Here is a 23680-nt window from a genome sequence, read left to right on the forward strand (position 1 = left end):
CGTCGCGACCTAACGCCGTGCCACTTCCAAACTCGCCGCAACCTCCAGCAATTCCTTTTCGCCAACGCGCACCGCGCCAAGGTGGATGCTGGTCGGATGGCGTTTACTGCCGATGCCAAAAGCATCATCGGTGACGTCAAACGGCATCGAAAGCCCCGCCCAACCGGTGAGGTTCCACAGCGATAGCCACGGGGTCCATTCGGTTTGGGAGGCGAAGTTGCGTTCGGGGGTCATCGTCGCAAAGTGCTCGATTGTTGGTGGATCGAACGCGAGCGTTGGCGTCAGCACGATGTCGATGTCCCAGCGCGCCGCGACTTTCGGGCCGAGCTCTTCGCGCTGGCGTTGGAACTGCATGACCTGAGCCTTCTCCAGTTTGTAGCCACGCTGGCGAATCCACCGCACCATTTGCGAATACTCGCGGCCGGGCAGTTTCGACGCGAAGTACGACATGATGTCGCCGAAAATCTGGAAGTAGTCCGGCCACGCGGGATCGTACGGCGAACCGACCTCCACCACCTCATAGCCCGCATCTGACAAAACATCCGCAGCTGCCCACGCCGCTGCACGCCAATGCGGAACAACTTCCGTAGCTGCATGGAAAGGTTCCACGGTCACACCGATTCGCAAAGGCTGCTTCGCGGGGTCTTGCTTTGCGACGAATCCCCACTCACTGTTCTCCCACGGGGAGGGGACGCCGGACAGGAGGGCAGCGTCGTCAAGTGAGCGGGTGAGAAAACCGTTGGCGGCGAGACGACCGCCGTGGATATTGTGGGCGGGTTTGAGCCCGTAGATACCGGTGCATGCTGCCGGGATACGGAGCGAGCCACCACCATCGGAGCCGAGGGCTGCTGGGACCAGCTCGCGGGCGACTGCTACCGCCGAGCCACCGGAGGATCCGCCAGGGGTATGGCCAGGGCGGAGCGGATTGTCGGGTGCGGGCAAGTCGATGGGTTCGGTGTACGCGGTGAGACCCATTTCAGACGTGTGTGTGGTCGCTGGGATGACGACGCCACGGTTCAGCACCTCAGCGATGGGATCAGATGTCGCTTCGGGAGTATGCGTCAGCCTGGCAGAACCGAGCGTGCACGGGACATCCTTGATTTGAAAGAGATCCTTCGTCGCCAAGGGAAGTCCGAGCAGGTCTCCCTCCCGAATGTTGCCATCTGCAATTGCACGCGCTCGGTTAAGCGCGAGCTGTGGTGTCAGTGTTGCTACCCCAGTGTGTTCTTGCGGACCGTCGAGTTTCTGCAACACGTTCGCCGCGATTTCGGTGGGGGAAGCGCTGCCGGAAGCGATCGCCGCGACGATCTCGCGAGCACTCGTGGGGTAGGACATGAATAAGCAGTGTAGCCGGAACCACACTTGGCGCTTTAGGCTCTAAGTCATGACCACCGTGACGTACCTAGGACCAGCCGGCACATTCACTGAGGAAGCGCTCCTCGACATGGCTCGGCGCGGCGAGATTGATCCGACTGGCCCAGAGGCTGTGGAGACTGTGCCCGTCGATACGCCGAATGCAGCGTTGGCAGCAGTTCGCCGTGGTGAGGCGGACTACGCCTGCATCGCTATTGAAAACAGTGTTGATGGGCCAGTGACACCAGCGTTCGATGCGCTGACGGAAGGTTCGGAACTGCAGATTTACCGAGAAACAGAGATTGGGATTGTCTTTTCCATCCTGGTCCGTCCGGGTACGAAGCTGGAGGATGTGAAGTCGTTCACGACTCATCCGGTCGCGCACCCGCAGGTGAAGCAGTGGCTGGACGACAACTTGCCAGGTGTCGATGTGTACCACGCCAAGTCCAACGCAGCGGCTGCCCATTTGGTTGCCGACGGCAGTCACGACGCCTGTGCCGCCCCAGCTCGTGCTGGTGAGTTGCTGGGCCTGGAACCGCTTGCCGACGGTGTCGCCGATGTTCGCGGTGCCCGCACCCGCTTCGTTCTCGTGGGCCGTCCTGGTGTGCCGACTCCTCGGACAGGCATTGATCGCACCTCGGTGTCGTTCACACTTCCAGATGTGCCGGGTTCGCTGATGCGTGCCATGAATGAGTTTGCGGTGCGTGACGTGAATCTGTCGCGTATCGAGTCGCGACCTACCCGCCAAATGATGGGGCAATACCGCTTCTACATTGACTTGGCCGGACACCTCGACGATCCGCAGCTCGGGAGTGCGCTCGCCGCGCTTTATGGGCATGCTGAGAACGTCCGGTTCTTGGGTTCGTGGCCTGCAGCGCATGGCACTGCAACTGCTGAGACCGCTCCACCTGACATTTCCGCAAGTCTTGCTTGGGTATCGGGCCTGAAGGAAGGTAAACGACCATGACGCATCCGCAGAACGAGTACGACGGTAGCTTTTCCACCGGTGGCGATGGTTCTTTTGAGACGGCCGTCGGCACGAGTCCACGCGACAAGTCCGCAGCTCACCCTGAGCTGAGTCGTGTGATTCTCATTCGCCACGGCCAAACCCATGCGAATATTCGCAAGATTCTGGATACCCAGCTTCCGGGTGCTCCGCTTACCGACGAAGGTGTTGCCCAGGCACGTCGCCTCGGTAGGGTGCTGTTGCCGTCGTGGGGGCGGATGAGCGAGGTTGTGACATCGCATGCGTTGCGTGCTCGACAGACGGGTGCAGGCGCAGTAGCTGGCTTGCACAGGCTGGCGGGGCCAGGTGTGCGTCTGCGCCACATGGATGGCTTGCATGAAGTCAACGCTGGCGACTGGGAGGGGCGCAGCGACTTTGAGGCACACCGCCAGTTCCTCGACGTGTTCCGTAGCTGGAGTCACGGAGATATCGATCGTTCGACTCCGAATGGGGAATCCGCTCTTGACGTGCTGGAACGCTATCTGCCAGCACTAGAAACGTTGGTTGAAAACAACATTGTTTCTCCACTTCTTGCTGGTAAGTCTGCAGATACCAGTGGAGTTGCAGGTGGCGATAGCGCAGATACTGAGGTCGCGCAGGCAGACGATGCACAGAACGTCGAAGGGCGCGATGTGGCTGTCGTGACGCACGGCGCTGTGATGCGAGTTGTTGCCGCGCACCTGACAGGACTGTCTGGAGAATTCATTGTGCACAACCCGTTGGCGAACGCTTCTCGCGTAGAAATCGCCCGCACGATTCAGCCTGCCGATGCTCATCGGGCTAGCAATCTCGTCGTTCCTGGAGAGTGGAAGCTGGTTCGCTGGGGAGATCTAGTTGGCTCGGCATTGGAGCAAGAACTGGGCAGGTACTAGCGCACTCGCGAGTTGCTTAGCCGTAGCCCAGCCGGTCGAGGTCCTCTTCATCAAGACCAAAAAAGTGCCCAATTTCGTGCAACAACGTGACCCGAATCTGCTCGATCAGCGCTTCTTCTGAGTGACTAATCGAGCACAACATGTCGCGGTACAACGTGATGCAGTCCGGTGGCCCCCAGTGGTTGGCTTGGCGCTTCGTTAACGGCACACCCTCGTAAAGCCCGAGCAGCGTGGGAACCTGCGGATGCCGAGGCTGCACTTGGATCACAACATTTCCCAGCTGATGCAGAAATTGGTGGGGAATGCGATCGATGGCTTCGTCGACAAGCTGATCGAACCGTTCCTCGCTCACCGCAACCATGCGACTAGCCCCCAGGAGTTCCTGCGGCGTTCGGGTTAATTGGGTTGCGTGGCGGAGGAGCGATAGGAGCGTATCCGTCAATGGTGAAGGACTCGTTAGCCTTGCCAGCGAGCGTGGAGAAACCACCGGAGCCGTTGTCCTTCACCAACCAGCAATTGGTGCTGTGGGAACCAGCAGCGTACGAATCCTCTGGAATGGTGATCCAGAAAGGCACGAGGGTGGACTGATAAAGCGCCTCATCGCCCCCCACATAGTCCATGGCCATCTGGGTGCACTGCTGTGCCAGAGCATCATTCTGCTCTTGCGCGGTAGGAGTCACACCTGGGAATACCGTCTGCAAATCAACAATTCCGACGGATTCCATGAAGTGGTTACTAGCGCAATCGGTTGGGACCAGGCCACCATTGGCATCCGTGGTGGCACATGTACCGACCTCGAAGGTGCGAGACTGGTCAGTTTCAGCAGCAGGTCCGGCGATCTTCGCATCCTGGCCCTCTGGAGCAGACGGCTGCACGCCACACAGCAACGTGCGATCGCCCTCATCCCACTTCGCCTGCGGAGGAATGATTGGTGCCGACAAGAAACGACCACGCTGGTCGAACTTGCCGTCCATGTACTTGGTGACTTCCTTCTCACACACGCCATCGCGGAGCTGCACCAACGAATCTTCGGTCGGGTAATCAGCCTTCAGACCAAACTGGCCACGCCACGCTTCGGTGTTACGCAGGTCTAGGCGAGAAGCAACCTCGAAGTTGTGAGGCTCCGCGCAATCCACAATGCGGAAGTTGTTGATCGACTGCGTCTCCTGGTTGACATCCCACGTCAGGCAGTCGCCAGGCTTCGCCTTGGTAAACGCCACGATCTCGACAGGGACCTTCGATGATGTCGTGGTGGACTCGGAACCCGACTTCTCTTTGTCCTTGCCCTTTGTTGCCTGCCGCTGAGCGACTTTGTCCGGCGAGCCAGGGATATCAAAATCCGTTGGGTGCTCATACGCAAATGCCACACCGCTGCCACCGACAAGCATCGCAGTGGTGAGAACGCGCATGCCCCAGCCACCGCGCACGCTATTGCGGAATCGTTTTGAGCCTTGTGTCTGTCCCATGATGCTCCCCATTGTGCTACATGACAGCCAACATTCCAGCACCCATTACAATTCCATCCATGATCAGTTGGCCCGCCTATGCCTCGATGATGGGCATGCACCTCGTTGGCATGTCCACACCAGGCCCAGACATTCTCATGATTCTGCGCTTGGCGACGAAGTCCCGAAAACACGCTTTAGCAGCAGTAATGGGGATTTCTACCGGATCTCTACTGTGGATTTCGCTGACTGTTTTTGGCGTGGCAGCGGTACTGGCAGCAACCCCTTCCGCGATGGGCGCGATCCAAACATTGGGTGGTGCCTATTTGGGGTACATGGCGTGGAAGATGTTGTCGACGGGGTTCATTTCGATGCGCCAGATGCAAGCTGGCGCTGACCCGTCTGTCATTGCCGGCTCAGGCCAGTTGAGCCCACTGCGGAGTACCTTTTGGCAAGGCATGCTCACCAACTTGTCGAATCCGAAGATCGTGCTGTTCTTCACTGCTGTGCTGACACAATTCATCCCAGTCGGCGCCCCATTGTGGGATCTGATGTTCGTCGCAGTCTCGCTGCTGCTGTTCCAGATCTTCTACTTTTCGATGGTGGCGATATTGGTTTCCACGGAAGCCGTCGTAAAGCGAATGGTGAATGCGGGACCGTACATTGATATGGGTGCTGGCGTGATATTTGCCGTGATGAGCGTGATTTTTGTGGTCGAGGGAATCACCACTTTGGTGTAGACACGCTCGCTAGCCCTGGCTTTAGAAGAAATAAGGATTATGGCCAGGTAACGTTAGGGATCGTGATCGATCTTAAATTCCTCCGAGAAAATCCTGACGTCGTGCGTGAATCGCAGCGAACCCGAGGCGAGGATCCGGCACTGGTAGACCAGCTGCTGGAAGCCGACGCAACCCGCCGCGATTCCATTGCCAAGGCTGATGCTCTGCGCTCAGAGCAGAAGGGCTTCGGCAAGAAGATTGGCCAGGCATCGAAGGAAGAGCGACCTGCTCTGCTTGAAGAAGCGAAGGGTCTGTCCGACCAGGTTAAGGCTGCGGAAGTGCAGCAGCGCAACTCTGAAAACAAGGTCGAAGAGCTGCAGATGAAGCTCGGCAACATCGTTCTCGGCGCCCCAGCTGGTGGCGAAGATGACTTCGTCGTGTTGGAGCATGTGGGCGAGGTGCCAGAATTTGATTTCGAACCGAAGGATCACCTGGATCTTGGTGAATCGCTTGGTTTGATCGACATGGAACGTGGCGCGAAGGTATCCGGCGCACGCTTCTACTTCCTCACTGGCTTCGGCGCTATGCTGCAGCTGGGAATGCTGAACTTGGCTGCTCAGAAGGCCATCGAGAACGGCTTCCAGCTAATGATTCCGCCAGTACTGGTTCGTCCAGACACCATGCGCGGTACCGGCTTCCTCGGGGAGCACTCGGACGAGATCTACTACCTCGAAGAGGACGATCTGTACCTGGTCGGCACCTCCGAAGTAGCGCTGGCTGGCTACCACTCCAACGAGATCATTGATCTGAAGGATGGGCCACGTCGTTACGCTGGTTGGTCGTCGTGCTTCCGTCGTGAAGCTGGTTCTTATGGCAAGGACACCCGCGGTATTTTGCGTGTGCACCAGTTCGACAAGCTGGAGATGTTCTCCTACTGCAAGCCTGAAGAGGCAGAGGCAGAGCACCAGCGTTTGCTCAAGATGGAACGCGACATGCTCGCAGCTGTCGAAGTTCCGTACCGCATTATCGATGTTGCTGGTGGCGACTTGGGTTCATCTGCTGCTCGTAAGTTCGATACTGAAGCCTGGGTGCCGTCTCAGAACACGTACCGTGAGCTGACGTCGACATCCAACTGCACCACCTTCCAGGCCCGTCGTTTGATGACTCGTTACCGCGACGAAAATGGCAAGTCCCAGTACTGTGCAACTCTGAATGGCACGTTGGCAACGACTCGTTGGCTCGTGGCAATCCTGGAGAACCATCAGCAGGCAGATGGGTCTGTTGTTGTTCCAGAGGCACTGCGTCCATTTGTTGGTCGCGATGTACTGACCCCAGTGAAGTAACCAGCGGTAATAGGCACGCGTAGTTAGCGGCAGCAAGCGGCGGAGGAATCGTTATGTCAGAGCGAGCACAGAAGTTTGGCCCGTACAAGGTCATACGTGGTTTCAAGGTGCCAACGTCGTTTGAACCGGCACCTGATACGAAGGAAGCCAAAGAGTGGTTCTACGGTGGCATGATCTTGCCTTTCGCCGTGAATTACCTGCGGTTCCAGGGTCTTGACATGACGGTCGAGGGCGCCGAGAAGATCCCCACGACGGGTGGCGCAATCATCGTGTCCAATCACACGGGATACTTCGACTTTGTCTACGACGGCATCCCGGCGTTCCTGAACGGCAAGCGCCTGGTGCGCTTCATGTCCAAGCAGGAGATCTTCGACAACAAGATCGCAGGTCCGCTCATGCGGTTGATGAAGCACATTCCCGTCGACCGTTTCGCAGGTCGCGGTGCTTACGAAGAAGCCGTTCGTCGCCTGAAGGATGGCGCTCTCGTTGGGTTGTTCCCAGAGGCGACCATTTCCCGATCATTCGAGCTGAAGTCTTTCAAGACCGGCGCGGTGCGCATGGCTAATGAGGCGGGTGTGCCGGTTATCCCTATCGTCATGTTTGGCTCGCAGCGCGTCTGGACCAAGGGACATAAGAAGCACCTTGGTCGCGTCAAGGTTCCGGTATGGCTCCGTGTCTGTGACCCGGTCATCCCAACCGATGACATTGCTGATACGAATGACCGGCTTCATGCCGAAATGGAGAAGCAGCTCGACCAGCTGAAGGCTGACTACCTTGCCCGGTATGGCACTGAGCCTGGTGCGTATTGGTTGCCTGCGAAGCTCGGTGGTAGTGCGCCAACGCTGGAGGAAGCCAACGAAATTGATGCGCAGGTGCTGGAAGAGCGTCGCGCCAAGCGTGAGGCACGAAAGGCAGCGGAGGCAGAAAAGGCTTCGAAGAAGGAATCTCGTAAGTCTGGGCTTTCAGCAGCGCGAAAGAAAGTTCAGTTTGCGACTGCGCCACTTGCGAACGTCGTGAAGAAGGCAAAGAAGTCAGAGCCAGCACAATCGCCACAGCCGCCCATCAAGGGTGACAATGCCGACGTCTGATTCTCTCCCACCTCTTTTCGTGGCGTCGGATATCGATGGCACGTTTCTTGATTCACGGGAACGCGTTTCCCCACGTCTGCGGGCTGTTGTTGCACGAATGTTGCGCCGAGGCGTGCCGTTGTCGCTTGCCACGGGCAGGCCACCACGTTGGTTGTATCCGGTGCTAGAGCAAATTCCGGTCCGGCCATTATGTGTGTGCGCCAACGGCGCCATTATTTATGACTCGGCGACAGACACAATTGTCCACACCAAGACTTTGACGCCAGAAGTGCAGCGAATGGTCGTGGATATTGCTCGCGAAGCTCTTGCAGAACATGGAGGAGTAGGCGTTGCGGTGGAGCGCGCCGGGCGGTCAGCGAAAGACCCAGCCTCTGAGCTTTTTGTGGTGTCGCCGTCGTACGATCACGCCTGGATTTCCACGGAGCATGGCACCGTCGATGAAGACATCGTACTGAGCGTCCCGTGCACCAAACTTCTCCTACGCAACGAAGCATTGAGCAGTGCGATGATGTTTGAGATCGTCGCAAAGCATATTCCGACTGAGCTCGCGCACGTGACATATTCGATGTCCGAGGGATTGCTGGAAGTTTCCGCGCCTGGTGTGACCAAGCGTGGGGGAGTGCAGGAGTTGGCTGGTCTGGTTGGGGCTGGGTCTGACGACGTCGTGTGCTTTGGCGATATGCCCAACGATATTGAGATGCTGCAGTGGGCAGGGCTCGGTGTCGCGATGGGTAATGCCGCGGCCAAGGTGAAGGCCGCCGCGAATGAAGTCACCGCGACGAACGATGACGATGGCGTTGCGGCAGTTTTGGAGCGGTGGTTTTAGGCGGAGCTTCCGCTTCGGGCCTAGCCCCGGGGAACGAACAGTGCGGACGATCCGACTTGGACAAAGTCAGTAGCGTCGAGAAAGCCGGACAGGCGACCTGGTTCATCGAGTCCGTAGTTCACGCCTTGGAATTCGGCAGTGCCAGAAAGCTCGATGGTGTCGAGGCTCGTGACATCAAGGTCGGCACACTCGATATTCACACCTAGATACAGTTGCGGCTCCAGACCAATGGGAGCGTTCTCGAAGAGGTGCCCAAACCACGCAGCCTTTACTGGCTGAAAATCGGCTGCAGTAGGGATGCATTCAGTGAAATCGTCTTCGTTGTCCATGGAGCACCTTTCCAGTTTGTCGATATGAAAAGTCTACGTGGCATCGAACGCGCCGTAGAAGAAGTGCTACGGAAGAACCAGTACAGAAGAGCCCGCACAAAACTACCCGCAAAGAAAAACGGCCTACATCGTGGCTTTCGCTCGATGTAGGCCGTCGGATTGGCCAGCTGTTGAACTCAGCTCAACAACGCTATAGCTCGTTTATCGCTTCTGAACGTCAACCTTGCCGGTCTTCGTATTCCAGGTGATGGTTCCGTTCTGGAACTCAGCGGTAGCGATATCGCCCTCGATGGTCTGTGATGCAACTGGTGCGCCGAGCTCGCCGATCTCGAAGCCCTGGTTTGCCCATGCTTCTGCAACTTCGCCCCAGATTGCGTTGGTGCCGGTTTCTGGCGACGAAGTAATCAGGCCCTTGTCGAACTTCACGTAGCTCAACGTGTCAGTGTTGCCGGAGTCGGTTGGCAGGGTAGCGCCGGTCTGCACGCCGGATTCCACCTGGCCAAGTGCATCCTGGCCGTATGCGGCGACGATGCGGTTCCACTCTTCAGCGAGGTTGTTCTTCTCGTTGATGTCGAGCAGCTTCTCTACAAGGATTGGCAGATCATCGACCGATGGGCCGTTCTGGATAGACATGCCGACCGATTCGAGGATTGCATCGGCAGACTGTGCCAGGCCTGGCGCGCCGAGCAGACCCAGCGCCGATGCGAGCATCGAACGTGCACCGGTGATTGCCTGCGCAGCATTCGCCTTGTCCTGCTCGGTGAGCTGTGGCGAGCCAGCAGTCGCATCGTCAGCAGTGCCGTCCGTACCTGGCTCAGCCGGGGCGGTTGGCTCGGTTGGTTCGGTGCCTGGGAGCTCGGTTGGCTCATCCGTCTGCGTGGAGCTTGGGACTGCGCTTGCCGACGACGACGTCGACTCAGCAGCCTTGCTCGAGGTGGATTCAGACTTCTTCGAGGTGGACGAAGCAGCGGATTCGGTAGACGTGGTCGCCTTCGACGAGGTGGACTTCGAAGGTGCTGCAGACGAAGACGTGGTCTTTGAGGATGTAGCCTTCGACGAGGTGGTCTTCGAGGAAGACGTGGTAGATGGCGCAGCCGAGGACGACGTGGTCGAGCCGTCCTTGTCAACGACGAGGTCCGGGCTGCCTTCCTTGCCTTCGTTGTCTACCTTGCCGCTGGTCAACGTGTCGTACTTCTTCTTCGCGATCGAGCGAATATTGCCCATCTGAGCGAAACCTGCGTCACCTGGGCACGTCGTGTAGCCGGTGTCGCGGTGGGCGAAGATTGCTGGCAGGTTTGCGGTCTGGCCTGCAGCGTACTTAGCGCCGGAGAAGCCGGAGCTGGTCAGTTGAATCTTGCTGGTTGGGTCGACACCGCCGACCTTCATGCGCCAGCCGATCATGTTGCCGACAGAGTTGATCATGGCCTGGGAAGGCTGGACGGACGAGTAATCACCCATCATTGAGATGCCGAACGTGCCCTGGTTAAAGCCACCAGCGTGTGCACCCTGGACATTCTTGTCGAGTCCGCCGTAGCGACCTTCGTAGATATTGCCGTACTTATCGACGAGCGCGTTGTATCCCACATCGCACCAACCCAAGGTCTGGCCGTGGTAGGCGTAAATGCCGCGGACGATGCCCGCAGCCTGTGCCTCGGAGTAGTTGTTCGAACCAGCGGTGTGGTGAACAGTCGTGCCCTTCAGCTTCGCGTCGTAGGAAGCGCCCTGGCAGCGCTTGGACTCGTCAGCACCCCAGCCTGCGCGGGTGATGACCTTTGGCATGCCGGTAGCGTTCTTGGCATCAACGATTGGGTCAATGCCACCTGCTGGAGCATTGCCATCAATGAAGACAGCATTGACCTGTTCCATTGGCTTCTCATCGACTACTGGTTCAATGTTTGCCCAGTCGTCGAGAGAGACCTTTGGCTTGTCGGTCTTGGTGGTCGCTGGCTTGTCAGCCCTGTCAGCCGTGTCTGCTTCTGGTGCAGCGCCGGTGCCTGCCTCAGAACGAGCCTCAGCGTCGTCGGCAGCGTCAGCGTTGGATGCTGCGTTGGAAGCGACGTCGTTAAGCGCAGAGTTAACGGACTCGGAAGCGGTTGCTGCGGCGTTGGTCAAGGACTTGATCAGAGCATCTGCCTGATCCTTGTCGAGATCTTCGATGCCCTTGATGTTCTTCGCCTCATCTGCGGCAGCCTGTCCGAAGACATCGAGGCCGTGCGTCGAAACCTGAACAGCCTTCGTCGGCTCGACGTAGATGAGCTCGGTGCCGTTCAGGCCGTTGCCCTGGTCGCCGGCTGGGTACTGTGGCTCGGCCGCGTACCACTCGGACCAGGAACCGTCTTCACGCTGTGCGCGGAAGAAGCTCGCGACATCCGCGCTTCCGGTCCAGGTGAGGGCGAACATGGAGAACTCTTCGTCACGACGAAGCTCCTTCACGACACCACGGTTCGGATGTAGGTCGTCCGCCACAGACTGCGTTGCGATAGCGGCATCGTCAACGAGGACAGATGCGCCATCGGACAATGGCATCTCGTTCACCATTGCGTTGACGGGACCGGTTCCTTCGCCCTCCACCATGTCAATGGTCGCGTTGCCACCGATGGCGACGAGCGGGGCTGCGAGCAAAGCCGCGACCGCGCCGAAGATAAGCGGGCGTCGCGCACTTACGCTGGTGCTGATGCGTCGTCGATTCAGCAAGATATCGCTCCAAATTGTTGATGTACAGGTGTACTGCATTTAGCCCATCGAGAAACTGCCCGTTAGGCAACGAAAAGCCACCTCAACACGGGCAGTACAAGTGCTACCTGCGGTTTTGGCGGGGAATTTCCTGATAGTTAAATGAGTAATCAGGTACGAATGTTACCAAAGTGATGCCACGTGTCCAGTGATGATGGGCGTGTCGGGTGTGGTTTATGTGACTGATGTTAATTAAGTGTTTGTGTGGGCGGGGTGCGCTTGCTGTGCTTCTGGGGGCGCGTGGCGGGCTGCTAGAGCGTCAGAAGTGCGCGAGTAGGCGAGCAGTTGCCACTGACCCGAATGACTTATGACCGTGCTGGCAACAATTAAGGCCAAAAACGGCAGGAATTGTTGCCAGCACGGTCATAAGTGGGGAAGTAGTAGTGGTGGAGCTAATAGGCTCGCGAGGGTCCTCGGGCAAACGCCTCATTTATAGAGCGAAACCCTGAAGTGACCCATTACCGAGGTGAAATTCCCAGTGAATCAGCGAACTTCTGGAACTCAGGCCCGAAATCCGAAGCGAACTGGCGAGCTGCGTCGTTGACTGCGGTGTTGTTGCTTACCTGCGGGGAACCAGCATTAGGTGATCCATCTGCAACCTGATCGCCAACGGTGCCGCTGCCTGGGGAGCGCTGGGCTCCACCTGGCTTTGGCACCGATCCGCTTGCGCCCTGCTTCGCGATCGTACGAATCGTGCCCATCTGCTGGTATCCCGAATTTCCTGGGCATGGGGTATTACCAGTATTGCGGTGCGCGAAAATTGCAGGCAGTGTGACTGACTCGCCAGCAGCGTACTTAGCGCCGGAGAAGCCTGCGCACGTCAGCGTCGTCTCGCCCATTGGATCAATGCCGGCGATCTTAAGGCGCCAGCCAATCATCTCGCCGACAGAGTTGATCATGGCTTGAGATGGCTGGACCGACGAGTAGTCGCCCATCATCGAAATGCCAAACGTGCCCTTGTTGAAGCCACCAGCGTGCGCGCCCTGGACGTTCTTGTCCAGACCGCCCGCGCGACCCTCGTAGATATTGCCAAACTTATCGACGAGCGCGTTGTACCCAATATCGCCCCAACCACGGGTTACTGCGTGGTAGTGGTAAATGCCACGGACGATTCCCGGTGCCTGAGCCTCGGTGTAGTTGTTCGAGCCTGCGGTGTGGTGGACGGTCGCTGCCTTGAGCTTGGAGTCGTAGGAAGCGCTACCGCGCTTGGACTCATCGGCACCCCACTGCGCACGAGAGATAACGCGTGGCATGCCATTGATGTTCACGCCGTCAGCGATTGGATTGATGGTTCCTTCGGCGGAGTTGCCGTCGATGAAGATTGCGTTGACGACATCCAGTGGCAGCGTATCGTTGACTGGCTTGATCTCTGCCCAGGAAACGTCGCTTGGTGCAGGGGTTTCGCCAGTTGCGGCTGCATCCGCGCCCGCGTCCGCAGCGCCCGCACCAGCCGCGGCAGCTGCTTCGTCGGCGATCTCGCCCGCTGCCTTGTCTGCAGAGCTTGGCGCCTGTGGCATACCTGGCATTGTCAACGATGGGGAATCCATCGTCGGTGCGCCGGCAGTAGCTGCGCCAAGCGCGCCCGCTGCCAGGGTGTTCGGATCGATCGCGCCGAGGTCGAGGCCGAGGGACTTGAGTGCTTCGACATCGATCGTCGACAAATCCAGCTTGTCGATGCCCACAATGTCCTTCCACTCCACGCCCGAGCCAGGGCCGAAAATGTTCAGACCGTTCGATGAGACCTGAACAGCCTTGGTTGGCTCGATGTACAGCAGCTCGGTGCCGACGAGACCGTTGTCGCTGTCCGCCGCCATCTCTGGGTCGGCCTGGTACCACTCGGACCACGTGCCGTCTGGGCGCTCGGCGCGAATGAACGTGCTGACATCCGGGCTGCCGGTCCAGGTCAGTGCGAACTGGGAGAATTCCTGGTCGCGACGGATTTCCTTGACGACGCCGCGGCTAGGGTTCTGCGCATCTGCGAGCGCTTGCGTCGCGATAGCAGCGTCCTCGATGAGTACGGAAATAGCCGTGGACAGCGGGGATGAGTCGACAATTGCGTTGATTGGGCCAACGTTTGCGCCCGATGCGTCAAGGACGGCACGACCCTTGGTGAGACCAAGGGTTCCCAGTGGGGCAGCAACTGCAGTGGCGGCAAGACCCATCAGGAACGAACGGCGGCCAACTGATGGGGCGTTGATGCGGCGACGATTCGGCAAGTTTCTACTCCAGAACTAGGGGACTGATTCTCAAGGTCGGCGCGAGCACACATGACTGCGCGCTTCCTTGTGACCGACTAGACGTTACGGATGTTACCAATGTTACGCAATTAGTCTAGAGAAAATTATGTGAGAAATGGGGTCATTGGGGCTGGGGGAGTGGTGGCGTGTGCAGCGAAACTTGGCGATACCTTTCTAATAGGGTGGGCTGCGTGAGTAGCGAAAACACCAACATCAAGAACGCCAAGTATGACCTTTTCGTCGTCGGTTCCGGATTCTTCGGCCTGACCATCGCAGAGCGCGCTGCTACCCAGTTGGGCAAGCGCGTGCTGGTGGTGGAACGCCGTAACCACATCGGTGGCAACGCCTACTCGGAGGCGGAGCCAGAAACCGGCATCGAAATCCACAAGTACGGCGCGCACCTGTTCCACACCTCGAACAAGCGCGTTTGGGACTACGTCAATCAGTTCACCGACTTCACCGACTACCAGCACCGCGTTTTCGCGATGCACAAGGGCACTGCGTACCAGTTCCCAATGGGCCTGGGCCTGATCAACCAGTTCTTCGGCAAGTACTACAGCCCTGATGAGGCTCGTCAGCTGATCAAGGATCAGACCGACGGCATGGATCCAGCCGAGGCAAAGAACCTGGAAGAGAAGGGTATTTCCCTGATCGGCCGCCCTCTCTACGAGGCATTCGTCCGCGACTACACCGCCAAGCAGTGGCAGACCGACCCGAAGAATCTGCCAGCATCGAACATCTCGCGCCTGCCAGTTCGCTACACCTTCAACAACCGCTACTTCAACGACACCTACGAGGGCCTACCTGTCGACGGCTACACGGCATGGCTCGAAAACATGGCGAAGCATGAGCTTATCGACGTCGTCGTCGATACGGATTGGTTCGACGTGCGCGAAGAGCTGCGTGCTGCCTCGCCAGAGGCGCCGGTTGTGTACACCGGTCCGTTGGATCGCTACTTCGATTACGAAGAAGGCCGCTTGGGCTGGCGCACCCTGGACTTTGAGACCGAGGTGCTGGAAACCGGTGACTTCCAGGGCACTCCTGTTATGAACTACAACGATGCGGATGTGCCTTACACCCGTATCCACGAGTTCCGTCACTTCCACCCAGAGCGCGACTCCTACCCAACGGATAAGACCGTTATTATGAAGGAGTACTCGCGCTTCGCGGAGGGCAACGACGAGCCGTACTACCCAATTAACACTCCTGACGATCGCGAGATGCTGGCCAAGTACCGCGAGCGCGCAGCTGCAGAGACCGCAGACGAGAACGTCCTGTTCGGTGGTCGTTTGGGCACCTACCAGTATCTGGATATGCACATGGCTATCGCTTCGGCGCTGTCGATGTGGGACAACAAGCTGGTGCCATTCTTCGAGGATGGCGCTGCGCTGGAGTCGAAGCACGCTTAGTTTGTGGGAGGGGTTCTGGGCGTGGCTGTGCGCGGCCACCCATCACCCGGGCTAAGGGCGTGGCAGCATGCCCATGTATCAAGTGCACATTAAGATTCGATGCGAACTTGAACCTTGAAGACTCTCGACTTCGTCTCAAGCACAAAACAGCAACTAACCAATCAGAACTTGGCCCTGGCCCCAGGAAACTCACGATAATTTCTCCGTGACCTGGTTCGCTAGTTGGCACGGAAAGCGGTTGATGCACCTCATGGCTAACTCGACAAGCGGCTCCATGGCAGTCGAACGTCTCCAGCGAATCATCCTGCCGAAGCTCGGTGAACCTCGTGACGTCCGCTCGCTCTACCTCGTCGAACCCGACACCAACCCTGGTCGCGTCAAGGCTCTGTCGCGCACATCCGCGCACATCCCAGCGGGTAGCGAAGTCAGCTTTGAGTCCTACTTCAATGCACTTCCGGCGAGCTACTGGCGTCGTTGGTCTCAGCTTGACGACGTCGTCCTGCGCCTCGAACTCACCGGCGTCGCACGCGTCGACGTGTTTCGTTCCAAGATTGACGGCTCCCGCATTGCGGTCACTGGCGAGGTCGTGGGTGACCCCGAAAAGCCAGAAGCCACCTCGGTCTGCGAAATCCCAGTATCGCTCGCGCCTTTCGAGGACGGTGGCTGGATTTGGTTCGACCTGACGTGTGAAACCGATGTTGAGATCAAGCAGGCTGCCTGGTGGTCGCCAGTTGCAGCAGGTGAGCAGACCTTGCCGGATGGCTCGACGCAGTCAGCTCCAGAGGGTCGCGTGACCATTGGCATTCCAACGTTTAACCGCCCGGCTGACGCAGTAGCAGCACTGGAAGCACTTGCCTCTGACCCAGAAGTTGACGGCATCATCGACGCTATTTTGATGCCTGACCAGGGTGACAAGCATCCGGCGGATGAGCCTGGATTTGCAGCCGTCGCAAAGCATTTCGGCGATCGACTACGGATCTTCCCGCAGGGCAACCTCGGTGGTTCGGGTGGTTACTCGCGCATTATGTACGAGGCGCTGGGTGGTCCGGAGTCGGATCCAGAGCGCGCGACGGATAGCCCGTTCATTCTGTACATGGACGATGACATCGCTATCGAGCCGGATTCGATTCTCCGCGCGGTGGCTGTGGGACGTTTTGCGAAGCAGCCAATCCTCGTTGGTGGCCAGATGCTGAACCTGCAGGAGCGTTCGCATCTGCACTCGATGGGTGAGGTTGTCGGTCGCCATGACTTCATGTGGACGTCTGCTCCGCACGTGCACTACGACCACGACTTCTACACGCACCCATTGCGCGATCGTGGTGAGCACGGCGCTAACGCTGCTGGTGAAGTCATCGATTCGAAGGATCTGCACCGCCGCATCGACGTTGACTACAACGGTTGGTGGATGTGCCTGATCCCGCGCACGGTTGCGAAGAAGATTGGTCAGCCGCTGCCACTGTTCATTAAGTGGGACGACGCTGAGTACGGCCTTCGCGCCGGAGACGCTGGCTTCCCGACGGCCACCTGGCCGGGCATCGCCATCTGGCACATGGCCTGGTCCGACAAGGACGATGCCATCGACTGGCAGGCGTACTTCCACCTGCGTAACCGCCTTATCGTCGCGGCTATTCAGCATGAGGGTTCGGCTGATGGCATCGTGAAGTCGATGCGCAAGGCAACCGCCAAGCATCTGCTGTGCCTCGAGTACTCCACCGTTGCTATTCAGAACGAAGCAATGAAGGACTTCCTCGCAGGCCCTGAGCATCTTTTCGACATCCTCGAAACCTCGCTGCCACGCATCAACAAGCTGCGCAAGGAGTTCCCGGACGCACGCGTGATCCCAACGGCTGGCGAACTGCCGAAGGCATCCGGCCTGGCAGGCGTACCAACCCGAGACATCGGCGGCCGCCTCGCGCCACTGAAGAAGTCCGTGTGGCTCGCCAAGGGCCTGCTGAACAACCTGCGCCCAGCCGATCGCGTCCACCACGAGATCCCACAGGCCAACTTCGCCCCAATCGAGGCACGGTGGTTCTCACTTTCGCGTGTCGACGGCGCGACCGTCACCACCGCCGACGGCCGTGGCGTAGTGTACCGCCAGCGTGATCGTGAAAAGGCCAAGGCTCTGCTGGAAGAATCATGGGCATTGCAGAAGCAGGTCGCAGACCGCTTCCCAGAAATGCAGCGTCGCTACCGCGAAGCGCATCCAGAACTGACCAGCAGGAAGAAGTGGGCCGATGTCTTTGAGAAGTAACTCGACCGTGGGTAACGACGCAGTCGTAACCGCAGACGCAGTCGTGAACGAAAAGGACGCCGATATTCCTGCTGTGGTCGGCGACCCATTCGGTGAGTCCGACATTCTGGTTGCTATCCAGGAGCGTCTCCTCGACGTGCCCGGCATCGTCCCAACCGCGCAGGCCATGAGCCTGTTCGGTGAACACGCTGCTGGCTGGATGGGAATGGCTGCTGTCGGGGCGGTCGTCGATAAGCAAAACCGCATCGGCTGGGTGAAGCTGGGCGTATCGGCGTTTACGTCGCATGCAGCCTCGGTTGTGATCAAGCGCATCGTGCGACGGCGTCGCCCGCATGATCCGCGGATTCGCATTGGCGTATCCACGCCGAGTAAGTTGAGTTTCCCGTCATCGCATTCGACCTCGACGACTGCAGCAATGGTGTCATTGATGCAGCTTGGCGCGGGTCCAGCCCCACTCGTGGGAATTCCGGCGATTATGCTGTCTCGACTAGTTTTGGGTGTTCACTACCCAACCGACGTTGCGACGGGCGCGGCCCTGGGCGCCACTACATCTGTGGTGGTGGACAAGGTTGTGGATGCGATCGTCGCAAAGAGGGCGCACAATAACTCTGATATCAACACTGTAGATCTGGCAGAACCCATTCCAGCTGATGCACCAGCTGAAGCTGAGGAAAGGACCGCGAAGTGACAAGCCACGAAGAGGGAGCGCAGGCACGGGCCGTACAGCCTGAACCGCATACTTCCAGGTTCGGCTCGGAACCTCACACGTATGGAATCGATGAGCCATCGTTCCCCCAGGGCAAGCCACCGAAGAACCTTGTCGACGCAATGTACAAGGCACTTCGCCCCAAGCAGTGGGTTAAGAATGTCTTGGTGATTGCCGCACCGGCGGCCGCTGGCCAGGAAGCACTGGCAAGCAGTGACTCGCTAGGCACCCTAGTTTTCGATGTTCTGATCGCATTCGTTGCGTTCTGTTTGGCTGCGTCATCGATCTACTTGATTAATGATGCTCGTGACGTGGAAGCAGACCGCGCCCACCCAACGAAGCGATTCCGCCCCATCGCTGCTGGTGTGCTGCCAGTGTCCTTGGCCTATGTCATGGCGGTGGCACTCATTGTGGGTGCGTTGGCGGTCAGTCTGTTGTCGTCGTCAGGTACCAGCCTGCTTATTGTGGTCGCGGTCTATATTGTGCTGCAGCTGGGCTACTGCTTCGGTCTGAAGCACCAGCCAGTGATTGATATTGCGCTGGTGAGCTCCGGTTTCATGCTTCGCACCATGGCTGGCGGCGTTGCAGGTTCGATTGAGCTGTCGCAGTGGTTCTTGCTGGTTGCAGCGTTTGGTTCGCTGTTCATGGCTGCTGGTAAGCGGTACGCAGAGTTGTTGTTGGCGCAGGCGACGGGCAAGAAGATTCGCAAGTCGCTGCAGGGCTACACCCCGACGTACCTGCGTTTCGTTTGGACGCTGTCCGCGACCGCAGTTGTTCTTGCGTACTCGTTGTGGGGCTTTGAGATGGGCCGGGTTCCTGGAACCCCAGAAGCTTCGGCGATTTGGTACCAGGTTTCGATGGTGCCGTTCACCGTCGCAATTCTGCGTTTTGCCGCTGATGTCGACAGAGGCGATGCCGGTAGCCCGGACGAAATTGCACTCCGCGATCGTCCACTGCAGCTATTGGCTCTGCTATGGGCATTGTCGATCGCGATTGCTGTCTACGTCATTCCGATGATGGGGTAGCTCGGCGCTGACTAGCTAACTCGCTTGCGCTGTTCAAGCTGAGTTGTTCAGGCACTCACTCACATGGTTTTGCCATGTGGTGGGTGCCTTTTTGCGTTCGCGCAGCAGACGCCCAGTACGGATCCCCAACTAGTTAGATTTCCAAAAGTAGGTGAAGGTGACCTCCCGCTTTACCTCAGAATTGCCTTAAAATATCTCAATTTGATAACGTGATCTTCTGCGTTTTTCGTGTTCATCATTCGGTGAACACTGTCGGGCGAGGGAGAGAAATGAGCGTTATGACAACTGCCCACGGTTGGCGGACTAAGGTTCTCGCTGCGATCGTTGCAGTAGCGACGATTTTTGGCATGATGCAGCTGGTGAACACTGAGGAAGCTAGCGCTAATCAGGGAACACTTCGTCCGGGTTGCGAGTGGGATCTATACAACTACTACGTGCAGTACTGCCGGGTATGGTCGCCGTCGATGGGCAAGGACATCAACGTGCACATCAAGGCTGCTCCTGGCGGCTCGAACGCTGGCCTGTACTTGCTGGACGGCATCCGTGCCCGTGACGAGTACAGCGGTTGGGTCTGGGGTGGCAATGCCCCTCGTGCGCTTGAGCATGCCAACGTGACCATGGTGGCGCCTGCTGGTGGCCAGTCATCGTTCTACACCAACTGGCAGCGTCCGGCAGTGTCGACGGAGCGTGGTGTTCAGAACTACCAGTGGGAAACTTTCCTAACTGAAGAGCTTCCTGTCTACCTTGAACAGAACTTCGGTGTTTCCCGCTCGAACAATGCGATTGCGGGCATTTCGATGGGCGGTTCCGCGGCTCTGTCCCTGGCGGCCAACCACCGCGATCAGTTCAAGCAGGCAACGGTGTTGTCGGGCTACCTGCAGACCTCCAATATCGTCATGCAGACCGCTATCGCTGGCGCTCAGGTGAACGTTGGCGGCTACGACCCAACGGCTATGTGGGGTCCAATTGGCATTCCTAACGAGGATCGCCTCCGCAACGATCCTTCCAAACTGTTTGATCAGATGCAGGGTCTGCCTATGTACATCTCGTCCGCTAACGGTATGCCTTCCCAGTGGAGCGACCCAGCCGCACTCGCTGCTGATCCGGCTCAGCTTCCTCCGCTTGTCGACGCCTCCGTCCTGGAAGCGCTGTCTCGCGCTTCGACCGTTGTCTTCGAGCAGCAGGCTCGCGCTGCAGGTCTGGATCCGAAGATGAAGTACTCCAACGATGGTGTGCATTCGTGGCAGCTGTGGGAGCGTGACTTGGTCGAGGCAAGTCCACAGATTCTCTCCTCGTTGGGAGTCTAAACTTTACGGCTTGCACCTCGATTCGCTCTCCACAGCTTTCGGGTGACATTGAACCCCGTTCTGTAACTCATTTGTTCGCCGGTCTACGTCAGGTAGACCCTATGTGAACAGTGGTTATAGGGCGGGGTTTATTGCATTGTTATCGAGTTCGCCCTAGACTAAAACCCTAAAGTTAAACTTAAGGATTAAGTTTGCCGAGTGTCGCAGCCAAAACACCATCACAACCGGGTAAGTGTTAACACGAAGTCGTGCACATGGGAGCCGTCGTAAAGCAAAAGCCGGGGGAGGGGAACCCTCGGACTTGCCGAAGGACGGCCCCACAACACCACACCCGATGTGCTGGATGGGCTGCGCGCGTTAGACGAATCGTGACAAAAGGATTGAAGGGGAAGCCCTCACATGCGAGTTACCGCACACTCCCTCCGTGGACGTACGCCACGGGCGCTCACCGCTATTTTGGCTGTACCAGTTTCGCTGGCGCTGCTTGCACCGGCAGCGCAGGCTGTCCCAGCAATCCCTGATTCTGCATCTCAGACGATTCAGGCGCAGGACGCTACGACGCAGGATGCACCGGCCACGCAGGCTCCGGGACAGGATGCACCTGCATCGTCGAATCCAGCTGGCGACGCATTAGACGCACTCGGCCGGGCAGCTGCTGCCAACGGTGTTACTCCAGAGGAGTTGCAGAACCCGGAGGCGCTCAAGCAGCGCTCCGCTCTGTTTATGCCACAGCCACTTCCTGGGCCACCACGGGCACCGTTCCGTGTTGATAACCAGCAGCTCGATGGCCTGCCATCTGGTGTCAGCGTGGAAAAGGTGGAGTGGTTCACCGAGCGTCACGTCATGCTGCACATCAACTCGGCAGCTATGCCTGACAAGCCAATGCAGGTTGAGCTGTTGCTGCCACGCGACTGGTACCGCGATAAGGAACGCACGTTCCCAAGTGTTTACCACCTCGATGGCATGAACTCGTTTGACGATTACTCCGGTTGGACCCGCGCAACTAACATCCAGCGCTTTTACGAGGACAAGAACGTTCTCGTCGTTCTTCCGGCAGGCGGCAAGTCGTCGTTCTACGCTGACTGGGACCAGCCAGACAATGGCACTCACTACATGTGGGAAAGCTTTATTACCAAGGAACTCGTCCCAGTCATTACCAAGGGCTGGCGCGGCAACGATGACCGTGGCATCTACGGCATTTCCATGGGTGGAACCGGAGCGATGAACATTGCTGCGCATACTCCTGACATGTGGAAGTTCGTGGGTAGCCTGTCGGGTTACTTGGATACGTCGTCGCCAGGTATGCCAGAGGCGATGGCCGCAGCGATGAAGAACACCGGTGGCTTCGATGCAACGAAGATGTGGGGTCCACTCGGCAGCAAGCGGTGGAAGGAAAATGATCCGAAGCTGAACATCGAGAAGTACAAGGGTATGGCCCTGTACATCTCGGCGGGTAACGGCAACACCGGCGAATGGGATCGTCCATCGCAGGTTGACCCGAAGATTCCAGATAACCCAACCGGTTACGCCCTGGAGCTGCTGTCTCGACTAACGTCCGAGACTTTCCTTCGCGATGCCGAAAAGGCAGGCGTTGACGCTACCGTCAACTTCCGCGAGTCGGGAACGCACACCTGGCCATACTGGCAGTTTGAAGTGAGCCAGGCGTGGCCAGTGCTCGCTGACTCCCTGCAGCTGTCCGAGCAGGATCGTGGCGCAACCTGCCACGTTGGTGGGGCAATCGAGCAGCTCGTTGCGTCCTTCAACGGCATTGGCACCTGCCTGTCCGATGAATACGACACCACAAATGGTGGCCGCGTCCAGGACTTCACCGGCGGTCGCGCATACTGGCACCCAAATACTGACGCACACGTCGTGTGGGGACGCATTGGTTCCCGCTACGCAGAACTCGATGGCCCAGCATCGCCACTTGGTTTCCCAGTGAGCAACGAAATGCAGACCCCAGACGGCAAGGGTCGCTTCAACCACTTCGAGCACGGCTCCATCTACTGGACCCCAGAAACCGGCGCACACGTTGTCTACGGCGACATCATGAACGCATGGGGCGAATCCGGATGGGAAACCGGCCCACTTGGTTACCCAACCGCTGAGCGCGTCGAAGTTCCAGGTGGCTGGTCGCAGGACTTCCAGAACGGTACTGTCATCAAGCTTGGCGACGAGCCAGCCCGAGTCGTCAACGGCGCAATCGGTGCAGCATACGCTGCTGCAGGTGGTGCCAAGTCGACCCTCGGCTTGCCGACTTCCGGCGAGATCAAGCTCAACCGTGGCGCATTCCAGCGTTTCGAGCACGGCTCCATTTACTGGTCGCCAGAGACGGGTGCACATGCAGTGCCTAACGGCGACATGATGGACTTCTGGGGCGAAAAGGGCTGGGAGAACGGCGAGTACGGCTTCCCAGTTGGACCGCAGCAGAACGTCCGAGCCGGTGGCCTGGAGCAGGAATTTGAAGGTGGCTGGATTCGCCAGCTGAACGGCAAGATTGTTGAGGAGCGCCGATGAATCGCACGTCCTTAACCTCTATGAAGAAGCTTCTGAAGCCGGCGATCGTCGTCACGTGTGCGACACCAGCGCTGTTGCTCGCAGCGTGTGGTGATGCGACCGTGGAGTCGTCGGATGTGACGACGTCTGCGACAGCAGAGAAGCCGGCGACCGCATCGGAGAAGGCGACTGAACAGTCAACGGCGAAGACTACTAAGCCGAAGGACGCGAACGACATCACTGATGACGCAGCCGAGCGCGTTGATGAAGAGCCAGCCGGCACCATGCCATTGAGCAAGGACGATGAGGGCTACTTGGATGCGCTCATTGACCAGGGCATTGATGTCGCTGGCGCCGAAGATCAGTTGATCGCAGCGGGTCGCGCACAGTGCGACGAGATGGTCACCGATGAAGAAGTTGGTGTGCTCGCCGACGCCGTCGCAGGCCAAATGATCGCCCAAGGTCGCACTGATGCGAAGGCCGAGAATGTGGCGAAGGCAATTGCAGATGCGGCGAAGAAGGCGTACTGCTAGCC

At 58.4% G+C, this 23680-nt stretch carries 19 protein-coding genes; 13 read left to right on the top strand and 6 right to left on the bottom strand.

Translation table 11 applies throughout. The annotated features are described in order from the left end of the window. Positions 1-9 precede the first annotated feature (9 nt). Positions 10-1335, bottom strand: coding sequence for an amidase (locus tag WG934_RS08205; RefSeq protein WP_339989671.1), 1326 nt, complete (start codon positions 1333-1335; stop codon positions 10-12). A gap of 49 nt (positions 1336-1384) precedes the next feature. On the opposite strand from WG934_RS08205, the gene pheA reads away from it, so the two are divergent. Continuing rightward, a complete protein-coding gene (gene pheA / locus WG934_RS08210) occupies positions 1385-2320 on the top strand; it encodes a prephenate dehydratase (protein ID WP_339979706.1) in 936 nt (311 codons plus the stop codon). Further along, positions 2317-3231 (top strand): histidine phosphatase family protein, encoded by a 915-nt coding sequence (locus WG934_RS08215; RefSeq protein ID WP_339989672.1) that lies wholly within the window; start codon positions 2317-2319, stop codon positions 3229-3231. The genes pheA and WG934_RS08215 overlap by 4 nt, the downstream gene beginning before the upstream one ends. Before the next feature lie 16 nt (positions 3232-3247). On the opposite strand, the gene WG934_RS08220 is transcribed toward WG934_RS08215, so the two are convergent. Further along, positions 3248-3592: a metallopeptidase family protein gene (locus tag WG934_RS08220; RefSeq protein ID WP_339989674.1), complete on the bottom strand. Its 345-nt coding sequence runs from the start codon at positions 3590-3592 to the stop codon at positions 3248-3250. Between the two features lie 4 nt (positions 3593-3596). Further along, positions 3597-4697: a septum formation family protein gene (locus WG934_RS08225; protein WP_339979712.1), complete on the bottom strand. Its 1101-nt coding sequence runs from the start codon at positions 4695-4697 to the stop codon at positions 3597-3599. Positions 4698-4756: 59 nt separating this feature from the next. Here WG934_RS08225 and WG934_RS08230 point away from each other — a divergent pair, with 59 nt between their 5' ends. From WG934_RS08230 to WG934_RS08245, 4 genes are all read left to right on the top strand, one after another. Then, positions 4757-5416 carry a LysE family translocator gene (locus WG934_RS08230; RefSeq protein ID WP_339989676.1) on the top strand — a complete coding sequence of 220 codons (660 nt, stop codon included), beginning with the start codon at positions 4757-4759 and terminating at the stop codon, positions 5414-5416. Positions 5417-5478: 62 nt separating this feature from the next. Next, complete coding sequence (gene serS, locus WG934_RS08235; protein ID WP_339989677.1) at positions 5479-6738, top strand: serine--tRNA ligase; 1260 nt, start codon at positions 5479-5481, stop codon at positions 6736-6738. A gap of 53 nt (positions 6739-6791) precedes the next feature. Further along, positions 6792-7826: a lysophospholipid acyltransferase family protein gene (locus WG934_RS08240; RefSeq protein WP_339989679.1), complete on the top strand. Its 1035-nt coding sequence runs from the start codon at positions 6792-6794 to the stop codon at positions 7824-7826. Continuing rightward, positions 7813-8652 (top strand): HAD family hydrolase, encoded by an 840-nt coding sequence (locus WG934_RS08245; protein WP_339989680.1) that lies wholly within the window; start codon positions 7813-7815, stop codon positions 8650-8652. The genes WG934_RS08240 and WG934_RS08245 overlap by 14 nt, the downstream gene beginning before the upstream one ends. A 20-nt stretch (positions 8653-8672) precedes the next feature. On the opposite strand, the gene WG934_RS08250 is transcribed toward WG934_RS08245, so the two are convergent. The 3 genes from WG934_RS08250 to WG934_RS08260 all read right to left on the bottom strand — a co-directional run bounded on the left by WG934_RS08250 (position 8673) and on the right by WG934_RS08260 (position 13930). After that, positions 8673-8981: a hypothetical protein gene (locus WG934_RS08250; protein ID WP_339989682.1), complete on the bottom strand. Its 309-nt coding sequence runs from the start codon at positions 8979-8981 to the stop codon at positions 8673-8675. Positions 8982-9182: 201 nt separating this feature from the next. Next, positions 9183-11675 carry an N-acetylmuramoyl-L-alanine amidase gene (locus tag WG934_RS08255; protein ID WP_339989684.1) on the bottom strand — a complete coding sequence of 831 codons (2493 nt, stop codon included), beginning with the start codon at positions 11673-11675 and terminating at the stop codon, positions 9183-9185. Between the two features lie 497 nt (positions 11676-12172). After that, complete coding sequence (locus WG934_RS08260; RefSeq protein WP_339989685.1) at positions 12173-13930, bottom strand: peptidoglycan recognition protein family protein; 1758 nt, start codon at positions 13928-13930, stop codon at positions 12173-12175. Positions 13931-14142: 212 nt separating this feature from the next. Here WG934_RS08260 and glf point away from each other — a divergent pair, with 212 nt between their 5' ends. The 7 genes from glf (at position 14143) to WG934_RS08295 (ending at position 23678) form a co-directional block, all read left to right on the top strand. Then, positions 14143-15360 (top strand): UDP-galactopyranose mutase, encoded by a 1218-nt coding sequence (gene glf / locus WG934_RS08265; RefSeq protein WP_339989687.1) that lies wholly within the window; start codon positions 14143-14145, stop codon positions 15358-15360. A 241-nt stretch (positions 15361-15601) separates the two neighbouring features. Further along, on the top strand, positions 15602-17611 hold the full coding sequence (locus WG934_RS08270) for a glycosyltransferase (RefSeq protein ID WP_339989742.1): 2010 nt from the start codon (positions 15602-15604) through the stop codon (positions 17609-17611). 43 nt (positions 17612-17654) lie between these two features. After that, positions 17655-18299, top strand: a complete 645-nt coding sequence (locus tag WG934_RS08275) for a phosphatase PAP2 family protein (protein ID WP_445228230.1) — start codon at positions 17655-17657, stop codon at positions 18297-18299. Continuing rightward, the gene (locus WG934_RS08280) at positions 18296-19342 is read left to right on the top strand and encodes a decaprenyl-phosphate phosphoribosyltransferase (protein WP_339979727.1); all 1047 of its coding nucleotides are present in this window, start codon (positions 18296-18298) and stop codon (positions 19340-19342) included. Before WG934_RS08275 ends, WG934_RS08280 begins: the two co-directional genes overlap by 4 nt. A 278-nt stretch (positions 19343-19620) precedes the next feature. Beyond that, positions 19621-20649: an alpha/beta hydrolase gene (locus WG934_RS08285; RefSeq protein ID WP_339989690.1), complete on the top strand. Its 1029-nt coding sequence runs from the start codon at positions 19621-19623 to the stop codon at positions 20647-20649. Between the two features lie 399 nt (positions 20650-21048). Then, positions 21049-23166 carry an alpha/beta hydrolase-fold protein gene (locus WG934_RS08290; RefSeq protein ID WP_339989691.1) on the top strand — a complete coding sequence of 706 codons (2118 nt, stop codon included), beginning with the start codon at positions 21049-21051 and terminating at the stop codon, positions 23164-23166. Then, positions 23163-23678: a DUF732 domain-containing protein gene (locus WG934_RS08295; RefSeq protein ID WP_339979733.1), complete on the top strand. Its 516-nt coding sequence runs from the start codon at positions 23163-23165 to the stop codon at positions 23676-23678. Before WG934_RS08290 ends, WG934_RS08295 begins: the two co-directional genes overlap by 4 nt. Positions 23679-23680: the final 2 nt, after the last annotated feature.

This window comes from Corynebacterium sp. H78, assembly GCF_037572275.1.
GTDB lineage: Bacteria > Actinomycetota > Actinomycetes > Mycobacteriales > Mycobacteriaceae > Corynebacterium.